Origin of the sequence: Streptomyces cinerochromogenes, assembly GCF_014648635.1 — a bacterium.
In the GTDB taxonomy this organism is placed as follows: Bacteria; Actinomycetota; Actinomycetes; order Streptomycetales; family Streptomycetaceae; genus Streptomyces; species Streptomyces cinerochromogenes.
On the sequence record NZ_BMRM01000006.1, the window covers coordinates 172,048 to 183,669 of the forward strand.

Consider the following 11,622-nt stretch of genomic DNA (forward strand, 5'->3'; position numbering starts at 1 on the left):
CATCGCACACCCATGGATCCGACAGTGCGGACACAGCGCGGAAGGGCAGGTTCACGGCATGAGCATCATCGGTTGGATCATCCTGGGGCTGCTGGCCGGAGCCATCGCCAAGGTCCTGCTGCCGGGACGCGACCCCGGCGGCTTCGTCGGTACGACCCTCATCGGCATCGCGGGCGCGTTCATCGGGGGCTGGATATCGGCCCGCTGGCTGGACCACCCGATCAGCAAGAACTTCTACGACGGCGCCACCTGGGCCGCTGCGGTCGGCGGCTCCCTGGTGCTGCTGATCGTCTACCGGATCCTGTTCGGCAACTCACGCGACTGAGCGCGGGCACGGCAGCACGAAGGGCGGGCACCACCGGGTGCCCGCCCTTCACACGATCACCTGTAGTTCACGAACTGCAGCGCGAAGTCGAAGTCCTTGCCCTTCAGGAGGGCGATCACGGTCTGCAGGTCGTCGCGGCTCTTGGAGCTGACGCGCAGTTCGTCACCCTGGACCTGGGCCTTCACGCCCTTCGGGCCCTCATCGCGGATGATCTTCGCCACCTTCTTCGCGTTCTCCTGGGAGATGCCCTCCTGGATCGACGCGAAGATCTTGTACTCCTTGCCGGAGAGCTGCGGCTCGTCGGCGTCCAGCGCCTTCAGCGAGATGCCGCGCTTGATGAGCTTGGACTGGAAGACGTCGAGGACGGCCTTCACCCGGTCCTCGGAGTTCGCCTCCATGAGGATCTTCTCACCGGACCACGAGATCGAGGCCCCCACGCCCTTGAAGTCGTAGCGCTGCGAGATCTCCTTGGCGGCCTGGTTGAGGGCGTTGTCGACCTCCTGCCGCTCGACCTTCGAGACGATGTCGAAACTGGAGTCGGCCATGTCCTGTGGCTCCTTGTATCGGGTGTTGTCGGGGTGCGTGTCGGGTGCGTGCGGCGTGCGCGGCGGCGACCGCCGGGCCCGGTGCAGCACCGGGCCGCATCCGCACCAGCCTAGCCACCCTCCGCGTCCGGGGGCGGAGATCAACCGGGTGGCGAAGCACCCCTGTGGATCGGGTATTGTTTACGTCGTTGCCGGGGAACACCGCCGAAAGCGGGGTTCGAAACGGCAGCCCTACCCGGCGGTGTGGCTCAGCCTTCCCAGGTTCGAATCCTGGCGCCGCCACACGGGATCAAAGGCCCCGTGATCTGCGAGAGCAGATCACGGGGCCTTTGTCGTTGTGCTCCTGCCGAATGTCGTCGTGTCCCGGCCCGACCCGGCCCGGGTGCCACTGGTCGCGCTCACGCCTCCGACCTCACTAGAATCGAACGTGTGAACGAGGACCGTCCGTTGACGCGTCTCGACATGCTGCGTTTCGCGCGCCGCGTCGTCGAACGCCAGGCCGCCAGACAGCTCGCGCTGATGGACCGGTGGATCGCCGACGAGGAACGCCGGGAAGCCGAGCGGCAGCGCCGCCTCGCCGCCCGGCGCAACGCTCCGGAGTGGGCCGTCGAGCACGGCCTGAACGGCCGGAGCGCGGTGTACGTCCACGTCGGCGGCTGTACGGCCGCCGGCGGACGCGCGAAGGGCGTCGGCCGGGAGCAGGCGGTACGGGCCCTCACCGAGGGAGGTGTCCCCGCATGCCCGCTGTGCCGGCCGGACACCGCGCTGGGAATTGTCGAATGATTGGCCCGGGTGCGGTCCCGGGCGGTCCGGATGATGCTGGAGCCATGGCCGGGAAACGTCCCATCATCGTGCACCTGCCGTCCCCGACCGGCGGTCGCCGGGTGCGGGTGGACGGCGAGATCCTCGGCCTCGCGCACAACGTGGGGGACCTGGTGGAGTTCCTGCGCCGGGCGGGGCTGGAGATGGAACCGGAGGAGGTGGCCGACTCGCCGCTGATCGACTGGCGCGGAGTCGGACCCGACCGGTGGGAGGCGGAGACCCGGACCTGACTCCTCCAGCGCTTCCCTCGGCATCCACCGTCCCGCGCGTCCACCGCTTCCCCGCGCGCGGAGGCGCACGGACGGCGCGTTCCGGGCACACTGACGGCATGTCCTCCCGACGCAGAACCTGTCCCGTGTGCCGCCGCGAAATCGCCGTCGTGGCGGGCCGCTTCGCGCGGCACGATCCGCCCGGGGCGAGGGGGAGCGGGGAACTCGTCTCGTGCGCCGGGTCGCGTCGGCCCGCGCAAATCGGGGCGGTCCAGCCGTCGTTGGACGGGTACGCCGTGCCGGACTTCCCCGGGCAGCTGCCGCTGTTCTGATTCCTGACGGGTTGTTCGGTTCCGGGGTCTGGCGGGGTTGCCGGGGGTCCCGGGGGTCTCACGGTTGTCCCGGCCGGCGGCCGACCTCGGTTCCCGGCGACCGGCCTCGGTTCCCGCGGACCGGCCTCAGTTCCCGGCGACCGACTTCACCGCGACCGATATGGGTGTCGAGCCGCTGATCAGCTCCAGGGTGAGACCGGCCGTCGCCGGCGTGTCCACCAGCTCCGCGAGGACGGTCGCCACGTCGTCCCGGGGAACCGAGCCGCGGCCCGTGTGCGCCTCCAGCCGGACCAGACCGGTGCCCGCCTCGTCCGTCAGCGAGCCCGGCCGCACGATCGTCCAGTCCAGCGTCTCCTGCCGGGCGATGTACGCGTCGGCCTCGCCCTTGGCGCGCAGGTACACGTCGAAGACGTCGTCCCCCTGGTGCGCGGGATCCGCGCCCATCGAGGACACCACCAGGAAACGCCGCACACGCGCGCGTACGGCCGCGTCCGCGAACAGCACCGCCGCGCCCCTGTCCACCGTGTCTTTGCGGGCCACGCCGCTGCCCGGGCCCGCACCGGCCGCGAAGACCGCCGCGTCCGCGCCCTGCAGGTGCGCCGCGACCTCCTCCACCGAGGCGGACTCCAGGTCGAGCAGGACCGGTTCCGCGCCCGCCGCCCGCAGATCGTCGCCCTGTCCGAGCGTGCGGATGATCCCCGCGACCTCGTCCCCGCGCGCGGAGAGCAGCCGCTCCAACCGCAGCGCGATCTGACCATGACCACCAGCGATGACAATGCGCATGAAACCGACCGTACGCCCGAAGAGCCGCATCCGCCGCACGAGTTGCCGGCGGCACCACCGGACACCCGCGCCTTCGCTCAGGACAGCTCCCCACGCCCCTGCCGCGGCAGCCCCAGCTCCGCCGCCGCCGCCGAGTTGCAGTACTCGCGTACGGCGCTGGTACGGGCCACCACCCGGCCCCGGTGCACCACGATCCGGCTGTAGGCCAGGGAGAGCGCGCCGGCCAGATGGTCGCCGCGCACGGCCAGCAGCTCCGCGGGGAAGCCCGCCTCCACGCGGACCTCCGGCAGGCCCAGGACCGCGCGGGCCGAGGCGCACACGGCGTCGTAGGCGTCCTGCGGGCGCAGGCCGTGGGCGGAGGCGAGGAGGTAGGCGGCCTCCAGCGGGTCGCCACGGCCGACGGGGTTCGAGACGTCGCGCAGGGCCCCGCTGCCGGCCGCCACCCGCACCCCGGCCGCGCGCAGCAGCCGTACCGGCGCCGTGCCCCGCCGGTCGGCGCCGCCGCAGCCGCCCTGGGGCAGGCACACCACCGTCACACCGGCCGCCGCGAGCTGGTCGGCGACGCGCGTGGCGGCCTCGGCGGGCAGGCGTGCGAGGCCCGCGCACGGTCCGATCGCCACGCCGGGGCGCAGGCCGCCCGCCATGGCCGCGAGCCGGGACAGCCGGGCCGGGTCGGCGGCGTCCGTGTGCAGGTCCACCGGGCAGCCGTGCTCGGAGGCCACCTCCAGGACCGCCTCGACGTAGCCGGTGGGGTCCGGGTCCAGGTCGGGGCAGCCGCCCACCACGGAGGCGCCCATCTTCACCGCGTCGCGCAGCATCGCGAGCCCGTCGGCGCCGGCCGCCCCGGTCAGCAGCCGCGGCATCGCCACCGTCGTCAGCTCCGCCAGCCCCCGCAGCGACCGCCGTGCCTGCAGGACCGCTCCCAGCGCGCCGAGACCCTGGACGTCGCCCACGCGCACGTGTGCGCGCAGCGCCGTCGCCCCGTGTCCGAGTTGCAGCAGGGCCGCCTCGGTCGCCCGGCGCTGGACGTCCTCGGGGGCGTACGACACCGGTCCGGGGCGTTCGGCGGACAGGGCGGTGTCGCCGTGGGCGTGCGGCTCGGCCGGGGCCGGCAGCAGCAGGTAGCCGCTCAGGTCGACGCGTGCGGCGCCCTGCCGGGCCGCCCCCGGGGCGAGACTTCCGGTCGTGCCGACCGCCTCGATGCGCCCGCCGCCCAGCCGTACGTCCACGGTCCGGCCGTCGGTGAGCCGCGCCCCGCAGAGCAGGAGGGCGGCCGGGTCGGACGGTCCGGAGGACCTCGACGGGTTCGACGGCGGTGGCGGCTGCGGCTGGCTGTCGGGCATCGCGCTCCAGGGTGGGGCCGGGGAGGGCTCGGGCGGGACGGCGTGAGCGGTCCGGGGCCGCGAGTGGCCCCAAGATCACTCAGAGTGAGTCGAGCCTAAGGTGGCGAGCCGTGCGGGTCCCGCAGGAGCGCAATAGTCGTACCGGCGTGGTCCGCCCCAGGCGGTCCATGTGTCGCCCGAGCGTGTGGCGGACGCCGCGTCCGGCGACGCCCACGCGCGCGTGCAGCCGGACGGCCACCGAAGAGCGTTCACGCGTGCCGCCGGACGGCCCCCGCATGGGCTTCCCGCCTGTCGCCGGACGGGACCCCGCCGGGGGTGCGGGGGGCCGCCGGGAGCCCTGGGGCAGGGGTGGTCGCGGGCACCCGGATACGGATTTGGGTGAACGGCGGCAGACCGTGTAATGTCTTCATCGCTCGCCCCAATAGCTCAGTCGGCAGAGCGTCTCCATGGTAAGGAGAAGGTCAACGGTTCGATTCCGTTTTGGGGCTCTGGTGTGAGAGGTTCCCGTCGCAAGGCGGGAGCTGATCTCATCAAAGCGGTGTAGCTCAGTCGGTAGAGCAAGCGGCTCATAATCGCTGTGTCACCGGTTCAAGTCCGGTCACCGCTACTGACAGTAGCCGATTGTGGGGTCGGTCCTTCGATCGGCTACTCTTTCTTGCGTTGAATCAGTCCATCCGTTCGTCTTAGGAGCACTCACGTGGCTGCCACCGACGTCCGCCCGAAGATCACGCTGGCCTGCGTGGAGTGCAAGGAGCGGAACTACATCACCAAGAAGAACCGGCGTAACAACCCGGACCGTCTTGAGATGAAGAAGCACTGCCCGCGTTGCAACGCGCACACCGCGCACCGCGAAACGCGATAAATCAGGCTCGTCCGTGAGGCCGTCCCCTTCCGAGGGGGCGGCCTCACGGCGTTTCCGTGGCCCGGCACACACCGGGCCTCGGCCCCGCCCGCATTCCGCGACCGGTTTCCGGCTAATTTGGGGCCATCACAGCAGACGTCAGGAGGTGCCGGGCCATGGCGCTCGACCAGTCCTTCGTGGGACGGACCTACCCGCCCACCGCGCCCTATGAGGTGGGCCGGGAGAAGATCCGTGAGTTCGCCGAGGCGGTGGGTGAGACCAACCCGGTGTACACGGACCCCGAGGCCGCCAAGGCGCTCGGCCATTCCGATGTGATCGCCCCGCCGACCTTCGTGTTCTCCATCACCTTCCGGGCCGCCGGGCAGGTCATCCAGGACCCGCAGCTGGGCCTGGACTACAGCCGCGTGGTCCACGGCGACCAGAAGTTCGCCTACGCCCGCCCGGTGCGCGCCGGCGACCGGCTCACGGTCACCTCCACGATCGAGGGGATCAAGTCGCTCGCGGGCAACGACATCCTGGACATCCGCGGTGAGGTGCACGACGAGGCCGGCGAGCACGTCGTGACCGCCTGGACCAAGCTCGTGGCCCGTGCGGCCGAGGAGGCGTGAGCACCCGATGACGGCGAAGATCGCGTACGACGATGTGGAGGTCGGCACCGAGCTGCCGGCCCAGAGCTTCCCCGTGACCCGCGACACCCTGGTGCGCTACGCGGGCGCCTCCGGCGACTTCAACCCGATCCACTGGAACGAGAAGTTCGCCAAGGAGGTGGGCCTGCCGGACGTCATCGCGCACGGCATGTTCACCATGGCCGAGGCGATCCGCGTGGTCACCGACTGGCTCGGGGACCCGGGCGCGGTCGTGGAGTACGGCGTCCGCTTCACCAAGCCCGTCGTCGTCCCGAACGACGACCAGGGGGCCCTGATCGAGGTCAGCGGCAAGGTCGCCGCCAAGCTGGACGACAACACCGTCCGCGTGGACCTGACGGCGACGAGCGCCGGCCAGAAGGTGCTCGGCATGTCCCGGGCGGTCGTACGACTGGCCTGACCGGCGCGTGACCGGCGTGCGGCCGGCCCGTGAGACCAAAGTAAGGGGCGCCTTTCAGGTGGGCGCCCCTTACGCGTAGGGGGCGTACTCCAGGAGCGGCGTCCCCTTGCCAAGTTAGTGATTGAGTACTAACTTAGCGGCATGCCCAGGATGAGCGCAGAGGAGCGGCGCGAGAGCGTCATCCGTGCCGCGACCGCCGAGTTCGCGCGCGGCGGATACCACGGCACCTCCACGGAGGCGATCGCCAGGCGGGTCGGCGTCTCGCAGCCGTACCTCTTCCGGCTCTTCCCGGGCAAGAAGGCGATCTTCCTGGCAGCGGCCGAACGCTGCGTGGAGGACACCATCCGGACCTTCGCGGAGGCCTCCGAGGGGCTGCGGGGTGAAGAGGCCCTGCACGCCATGGCGAACGCGTACACCAAGGTCATCGCGGAGCGGCCCGAGCGGCTGCTGATGCAGATGCAGATGTACGTCGCCGTGGCGGCGGCCGAGGAGGAGGGCGACCGCGAGTTCGGCGAGAGCGTGCGGGCCGGCTGGATGCGGCTGTGGGACACGGTCCACCTGCCGCTCGGCGCGGACGTCGACGAGACCACCACCTTCATGGCGCACGGAATGCTCATCAACTGCCTGGTCGCCATGGGGTTTCCGCCCGGCCACCGGGTGTGGGAGGGGCTGTACCGGTCGGCCCGGCTGAAGGGGTGCTTGGAGCACTGACCCCACCGGGGGCCGGGGGGCCTTTTCATGGCCGTAAAAGTTAGTCATCAATAACTAACTAGCGATCACCGCCGGTGATCACTTTCTGGGGGAGCGATGTCGCAGCAGACAGCAACACCGGGTACCACCTCCACACGTGCGCGTGCCGTGTGGGCCCTCGTCATCACCAGCGTCGCCGGGTTCATGGCGGCCCTGGACAACCTCGTGGTCACCACCGCGCTGCCCTCCATCCGCGAGGACCTCGGCGGCGCGCTCGACGACCTCGAGTGGACCGTGAGCGCCTACACACTCACCTTCGCCGTCCTGCTGATGTTCGGCGCCGCGCTCGGCGACCGCTTCGGACGCCGCCGGCTCTTCATCGCCGGACTCGCCGTGTTCACCGGCGCGTCCGCCGCCGCGGCCCTGGCACCCGGCATCGGCTCCCTGATCGCCGCCCGCGCGGTGCAGGGCGTCGGCGCGGCCGTGATGATGCCGCTCACGCTCACCCTGCTGACCGCGGCCGTACCCGCGGCCAGGCGCGGAATGGTCTACGGCATCTGGGGCGCCGTCAACGGGCTCGCCGTCGCCTCCGGGCCGCTCATCGGCGGCAGCCTCACCGAGCACGTCTCCTGGCACTGGATCTTCTGGCTGAACGTTCCGCTCGGCCTGGTCGCCCTGCCGCTGGCCCGGCTGCGCCTCGCCGAGTCCCACGGCACCGGCGCCCGGCTCGACGTCCCCGGCACGCTGCTGGCCAGCGGCGGGCTCTTCGGGATCGTGTACGGCCTGGTCCGCGGGCCCGCCGACGGCTGGACCGATCCCGTGGTGCTGACCGCGCTCGGCGGCGGCGGGGCCCTGCTGCTGGGCTTCGTCGGCTACAGCTCCCGCGCGGCGCACCCGATGCTCCCGATGCGGCTGTTCCGCTCCCGGGCCTTCTCCGGCATCAACGCGGCCAGCCTGCTGATGTTCGTCGGGATGTTCGGCTCGATCTTCCTGCTCAGCCAGTACATGCAGGGCGTCCTCGGCTACTCGCCCACCGAGGCGGGGCTGCGGATGCTGCCGTGGACCGGTATGCCGATGCTGGTCGCGCCCGTCGCCGGGATCCTCTCCGACCGGATCGGCGGCCGTCCGGTCGTCGCCGCGGGCCTGTTCCTGCAGGCCGCCGGCCTCGGCTACATGGCCTGGGTGGCCACCGCGGACGCCTCCTACGCCGTCCAGCTCCCCGCCCTGGTCATCAGCGGCGTCGGTATGGCGCTGTACTTCGCGCCGGCCGCCAACCTGGTCATGTCCAGCGTCCGCCCGCAGGAGCAGGGCATCGCCTCCGGCGCGAACAACGCGCTGCGCGAGGTGGGCGGCGCACTCGGCATCGCGGTCATGTCCTCGATCTTCTCCGCGCAGGGCGGCTACGAGTCCGCGCAGAGCTTCGTGGACGGTCTGCGGCCGGCCCTCGTCACCGGCTCGGCGGTGGTCGCCCTCGCCGCCGTCGCCGCCCTGCTGATCCCCGCCCGCCGAAGCGCCGGGCGGACCGCCACCACGGAGGGGCAGGCGCCCGCACCGGTCCTCGAAACCGCCTCCCGCTGACCCTGCCGCCCCCTGACGGCACCGAGGTGCACGTCTTCGCCTCCCGCTTCCGGACCCGCACCCTGTGGGGAGCCCTCCGCTTCCTCGCCCGCACCCCGGCGGTGTGGCGCCAGGTCGGCCGCGCGCCCGGCGCCTACGGGGCCACCCTCAGGGCGCGGCCCCTGCGGCGCACCTTCTGGACGCTGTCCGCCTGGGAGTCGGCCGACGCGCTGCACGCCTTCGCCCGCTCCGGCGCCCACCGGCCGACCTCCCGGGCCCTGGCGGCCGAGATGCGCGACGTCGCGTTCACCACCTGGAGCACCTCCGCCGACGGACTGCCGGTGCGCTGGGAGGAGGCGGTACGGCAGCTGACGTAGCCGGCCGGACGGCAGCACCCGGCACGCGCGCGTGGACCTCCGGCAGGGTCGGGGCCCACGCGCGCGTGCGTGCTTTCGCGCGGGCGCACGTCCGGCCGGTCCGGCGCCGGAGGCGTGCCCTGACGGAAGGGGTCAAGTGCGTCGGATGCAGGCCCTGACGGAAGGGTCACGTGCGTCGGACGCGGGCCGTGGCGGAAGGCGTCACGTGCGCGGGGCGCGGGGCTGTCCGAGGGGTCTCGTAGTCTTGGGCGCGTGCAGGTACTCCACGACGCCCCCCTTGCCCCGCTGACCACCTTCCGGCTGGGTGGTCCCGCGACGCGGCTGGTGACCGCCGCGACCGACGCCGAGGTGATCGCCGCCGTCCGTGAGGCCGACGACAGCGGCACGCCGCTGCTGGTCATCGGCGGTGGATCGAACCTGGTCATCGGTGACAAGGGCTTCGACGGCACCGCCCTGCGCATCGCCACGCGCGGGGTCGAGCTGCGCGGCACGACACTGGAGCTGGCGGCCGGCGAGGTGTGGACCGACGCCGTCGCCCGCACCGTCGAGGCCGGGCTCGCCGGAGTCGAGTGCCTGGCCGGCATCCCGGGATCCGCCGGTGCCACGCCCATCCAGAACGTGGGCGCCTACGGCCAGGAGGTCTCCTCGACGATCACCGAGGTGATCGCGTACGACCGGCGGTCCGGGGAGACCGTCACGCTGACGAACGAGGAGTGCGTCTTCTCGTACCGCCACAGCCGCTTCAAGGCCGACCCCGAGCGCTACGTCGTCCTCCGGGTCCGCTTCGGGCTGGAGGACGCGGGCGGCCTGTCCGCGCCCGTCCGGTACGCCGAGGCGGCCCGCGCGCTGGGTGTGGAGCCCGGTGACCGGGTGCCGCTGGCCGACGCCCGCGAGACCGTGCTGAAGTTGCGCGCGGGGAAGGGCATGGTGCTCGACCCCGAGGACCACGACACCTGGTCGGCCGGATCCTTCTTCACCAACCCGATCCTCACCGACGAGCAGTTCGCCGCGTTCCACGCGCGCGTGCGCGAACGGCTGGGCGACGGCGTCGAGCCGCCCGCCTACCCGGCGGGCCAGGGCCGCACGAAGACCTCCGCGGCCTGGCTGATCGACAAGGCGGGCTTCACCAAGGGCTACGGCACCGGCCCCGCCCGCATCTCCACCAAGCACACCCTCGCCCTCACCAACCGGGGCGCCGCCACCACGGAGGACCTGCTGGCCCTGGCCCGCGAGGTGGTCGCCGGGGTGCGCGAGGCCTTCGGGATCACGCTGGTCAACGAGCCGGTGACCGTCGGCGTCAGCCTCTAGCGACCGGCGTCAGCCTCTGGCGGCCGGCGTCAGCCTCTGGCGGCGCCGGAGCGGCGCCGGCTCAGTACGCCACCCCGACCCCCTGCTTCAGGGTCTCCTCGGCGTCGATCATCGACAGCATCGCGTGCGCGACGTCCGCGCGCGCGATGAAGCGTCCCCTGGGCGGGAAGCCGCCGACGACGGTGCGGTAGCGGCCGGTGAGCGGCTTGTCCTGCAGGCGCGGCGGGCGCACGGACGTCCAGTCCGTGCCGCTGCGGGCCAGCTCGGCCTCCATCTCGCGCAGGTCGGCGTAGACGTCCTTCAGGATCGCCGACACCAGGCCCCGCACCGCGCGGTCCAGCGGGCCGTCGCCCACCGGAGCCGGGCCCACCGGTCCGGCGCTGACCACCAGCAGCCGGCGTACGCCCTCGGCCTCCATCGCGGCGAGGACGGTACGGGTCAGCCGGGTCGCCACCCCGGCGTCCTTGCGGCTGCGCGCGCCCAGGCCGGACAGCACGGCGTGCCGGCCCCGGACGGCACCGCGCAGCTCCTCAGGATCGGTCAGGCCGCTGCGGACGACCTCCAGGCGGCCGCCGGTGACACCGAGCCGGGCCGGGTCGCGTACGACCGCCGTGACCTCGTGACCGGCGTCCAGGGCCTGACGGACCAGCTCCCGGCCGATCCCTCCCGTGGCGCCGAAAACAGTGAGCTTCATGCCGATCCGACCTTCCCCCTGCGTGGGTGGGTGAGTACTTACTCACCACGCTCCCCACTAGAGTGGGTAAACACTCACCCACCCGTCAAGGCCCGAACGGAGCCCCATGGAGACGAAGCCGGCGCGTGTCCGCATCCTCGACGCCGCCCACGAGCTGATGCTCACCGTCGGACTCGCCCGCGCCACCACCAAGGAGATCGCCCGCGCGGCCGGCTGTTCCGAAGCCGCCCTCTACAAGCACTTCGACAGCAAGGAAGAGCTGTTCGTCCGGGTCCTCGCCGAACGCCTGCCCCGGCTCACCCCGCTGCTCGACAGCCTGGCCGCCCGGCCCGGCCGGGGCACGCTGGAGGCGAACCTCACCGAGATCGCCCGCCAGGCCGCCCTCTTCTACGAGCAGAGCTTCCCGATCGCCGCCTCCCTGTACGCCGAGACCCAGCTCAAACGGCGCCACGACGACGCCCTGCGCACCCTCGGCTCCGGCCCCCACCTGCCCATCCAGGGCCTGGACGCCTACCTCCGCGCCGAACAGGCCGCCGGCCGTGTCCGCGCCGACGCCGACACCTACGCCGCCGCGTCCCTGCTCATCGGCGCCTGCGCCCAGCGGGCGTTCGCCTACGACGCCACCGAGAGCGGCGAACGCCCGCCCGTGGACGACTTCGCCGCCCGGCTCGCGCGGACCCTGCTGGGTGGAGTCTCCGTCGCCCCACAGCCCGCGCAGTCGTGATCATGCT

Annotated in this window: 16 protein-coding genes and 2 tRNA genes; 14 read left to right on the forward strand and 4 right to left on the reverse strand. The window is 72.4% G+C overall.

What is annotated here, in order from left to right; all coding sequences use genetic code 11:
- The first annotated feature begins 58 nt into the window (after positions 1–58).
- A complete protein-coding gene (locus tag IEZ20_RS13930; protein WP_189298116.1) occupies positions 59–325 on the forward strand; it encodes a GlsB/YeaQ/YmgE family stress response membrane protein in 267 nt (88 codons plus the stop codon).
- 56 nt (positions 326–381) lie between these two features.
- Here the strand turns inward: IEZ20_RS13930 and IEZ20_RS13935 are convergent, their stop codons facing one another.
- Positions 382–870: a YajQ family cyclic di-GMP-binding protein gene (locus IEZ20_RS13935; RefSeq protein ID WP_189298118.1), complete on the reverse strand. Its 489-nt coding sequence runs from the start codon at positions 868–870 to the stop codon at positions 382–384.
- 429 nt (positions 871–1,299) lie between these two features.
- Between IEZ20_RS13935 and IEZ20_RS13940 the strand changes: the two genes are divergently transcribed.
- From IEZ20_RS13940 to IEZ20_RS39665, 3 genes are all read left to right on the forward strand, one after another.
- Positions 1,300–1,653: a DUF6233 domain-containing protein gene (locus IEZ20_RS13940; RefSeq protein WP_189298120.1), complete on the forward strand. Its 354-nt coding sequence runs from the start codon at positions 1,300–1,302 to the stop codon at positions 1,651–1,653.
- Positions 1,654–1,697: 44 nt separating this feature from the next.
- Positions 1,698–1,922, forward strand: a complete 225-nt coding sequence (locus tag IEZ20_RS13945; RefSeq protein WP_189298122.1) for a hypothetical protein — start codon at positions 1,698–1,700, stop codon at positions 1,920–1,922.
- A 98-nt stretch (positions 1,923–2,020) separates the two neighbouring features.
- A complete protein-coding gene (locus IEZ20_RS39665) occupies positions 2,021–2,233 on the forward strand; it encodes a hypothetical protein (protein WP_229896055.1) in 213 nt (70 codons plus the stop codon).
- A 126-nt stretch (positions 2,234–2,359) separates the two neighbouring features.
- Here IEZ20_RS39665 and IEZ20_RS13950 read toward each other — a convergent pair whose 3' ends face one another.
- Both IEZ20_RS13950 and IEZ20_RS13955 read right to left on the reverse strand, forming a co-directional pair.
- Entirely contained in the window at positions 2,360–3,016 is a 657-nt protein-coding gene (locus tag IEZ20_RS13950) for an SDR family oxidoreductase (protein ID WP_189298124.1), read from the reverse strand.
- Between the two features lie 77 nt (positions 3,017–3,093).
- Complete coding sequence (locus tag IEZ20_RS13955) at positions 3,094–4,359, reverse strand: amidohydrolase family protein (protein ID WP_189298126.1); 1,266 nt, start codon at positions 4,357–4,359, stop codon at positions 3,094–3,096.
- A gap of 415 nt (positions 4,360–4,774) precedes the next feature.
- On the opposite strand from IEZ20_RS13955, the gene IEZ20_RS13960 reads away from it, so the two are divergent.
- From IEZ20_RS13960 to IEZ20_RS14000, 9 genes are all read left to right on the forward strand, one after another.
- Positions 4,775–4,847, forward strand: a tRNA-Thr gene (locus tag IEZ20_RS13960).
- A 46-nt stretch (positions 4,848–4,893) separates the two neighbouring features.
- Positions 4,894–4,966: transfer RNA gene (locus IEZ20_RS13965), tRNA-Met, on the forward strand.
- 90 nt (positions 4,967–5,056) lie between these two features.
- Positions 5,057–5,221 carry a 50S ribosomal protein L33 gene (gene rpmG, locus IEZ20_RS13970; RefSeq protein ID WP_003948671.1) on the forward strand — a complete coding sequence of 55 codons (165 nt, stop codon included), beginning with the start codon at positions 5,057–5,059 and terminating at the stop codon, positions 5,219–5,221.
- Between the two features lie 155 nt (positions 5,222–5,376).
- Positions 5,377–5,829 (forward strand): MaoC family dehydratase N-terminal domain-containing protein, encoded by a 453-nt coding sequence (locus tag IEZ20_RS13975; RefSeq protein ID WP_189298128.1) that lies wholly within the window; start codon positions 5,377–5,379, stop codon positions 5,827–5,829.
- 7 nt (positions 5,830–5,836) lie between these two features.
- Positions 5,837–6,265, forward strand: coding sequence for a MaoC family dehydratase (locus IEZ20_RS13980; RefSeq protein ID WP_189298130.1), 429 nt, complete (start codon positions 5,837–5,839; stop codon positions 6,263–6,265).
- 141 nt (positions 6,266–6,406) lie between these two features.
- A complete protein-coding gene (locus IEZ20_RS13985) occupies positions 6,407–6,976 on the forward strand; it encodes a TetR/AcrR family transcriptional regulator (protein ID WP_189298132.1) in 570 nt (189 codons plus the stop codon).
- A gap of 96 nt (positions 6,977–7,072) precedes the next feature.
- Positions 7,073–8,533 (forward strand): MFS transporter, encoded by a 1,461-nt coding sequence (locus IEZ20_RS13990; protein ID WP_189298134.1) that lies wholly within the window; start codon positions 7,073–7,075, stop codon positions 8,531–8,533.
- Between the two features lie 26 nt (positions 8,534–8,559).
- Positions 8,560–8,889, forward strand: coding sequence for a DUF4188 domain-containing protein (locus IEZ20_RS13995; protein WP_229896056.1), 330 nt, complete (start codon positions 8,560–8,562; stop codon positions 8,887–8,889).
- Between the two features lie 252 nt (positions 8,890–9,141).
- Entirely contained in the window at positions 9,142–10,197 is a 1,056-nt protein-coding gene (locus IEZ20_RS14000) for a UDP-N-acetylmuramate dehydrogenase (protein ID WP_189298136.1), read from the forward strand.
- A 61-nt stretch (positions 10,198–10,258) separates the two neighbouring features.
- On the opposite strand, the gene IEZ20_RS14005 is transcribed toward IEZ20_RS14000, so the two are convergent.
- A complete protein-coding gene (locus tag IEZ20_RS14005; protein WP_189298138.1) occupies positions 10,259–10,891 on the reverse strand; it encodes an NAD(P)-dependent oxidoreductase in 633 nt (210 codons plus the stop codon).
- Positions 10,892–10,997: 106 nt separating this feature from the next.
- Here IEZ20_RS14005 and IEZ20_RS14010 point away from each other — a divergent pair, with 106 nt between their 5' ends.
- Positions 10,998–11,615, forward strand: a complete 618-nt coding sequence (locus IEZ20_RS14010; RefSeq protein ID WP_189298140.1) for a TetR/AcrR family transcriptional regulator — start codon at positions 10,998–11,000, stop codon at positions 11,613–11,615.
- Positions 11,616–11,622: the final 7 nt, after the last annotated feature.

Excerpts from the sequence above, each read along its gene's own strand:
- IEZ20_RS13990 (WP_189298134.1), top strand. The coding sequence starts at position 7,073 with ATGTCGCAGCAGACAGCAACACCGGGTACCACCTCCACACGTGCGCGT.
- IEZ20_RS13955 (WP_189298126.1), bottom strand. The coding sequence starts at position 4,359 with ATGCCCGACAGCCAGCCGCAGCCGCCACCGCCGTCGAACCCGTCGAGG.
- IEZ20_RS14010 (WP_189298140.1), top strand. The coding sequence starts at position 10,998 with ATGGAGACGAAGCCGGCGCGTGTCCGCATCCTCGACGCCGCCCACGAG.
- IEZ20_RS13930 (WP_189298116.1), top strand. The coding sequence starts at position 59 with ATGAGCATCATCGGTTGGATCATCCTGGGGCTGCTGGCCGGAGCCATC.
- IEZ20_RS13950 (WP_189298124.1), bottom strand. The coding sequence starts at position 3,016 with ATGCGCATTGTCATCGCTGGTGGTCATGGTCAGATCGCGCTGCGGTTG.
- IEZ20_RS13945 (WP_189298122.1), top strand. The coding sequence starts at position 1,698 with ATGGCCGGGAAACGTCCCATCATCGTGCACCTGCCGTCCCCGACCGGC.
- IEZ20_RS39665 (WP_229896055.1), top strand. The coding sequence starts at position 2,021 with ATGTCCTCCCGACGCAGAACCTGTCCCGTGTGCCGCCGCGAAATCGCC.
- IEZ20_RS13980 (WP_189298130.1), top strand. The coding sequence starts at position 5,837 with ATGACGGCGAAGATCGCGTACGACGATGTGGAGGTCGGCACCGAGCTG.
- IEZ20_RS13975 (WP_189298128.1), top strand. The coding sequence starts at position 5,377 with ATGGCGCTCGACCAGTCCTTCGTGGGACGGACCTACCCGCCCACCGCG.
- IEZ20_RS13985 (WP_189298132.1), top strand. The coding sequence starts at position 6,407 with ATGCCCAGGATGAGCGCAGAGGAGCGGCGCGAGAGCGTCATCCGTGCC.
- IEZ20_RS13935 (WP_189298118.1), bottom strand. The coding sequence starts at position 870 with ATGGCCGACTCCAGTTTCGACATCGTCTCGAAGGTCGAGCGGCAGGAG.
- IEZ20_RS14005 (WP_189298138.1), bottom strand. The coding sequence starts at position 10,891 with ATGAAGCTCACTGTTTTCGGCGCCACGGGAGGGATCGGCCGGGAGCTG.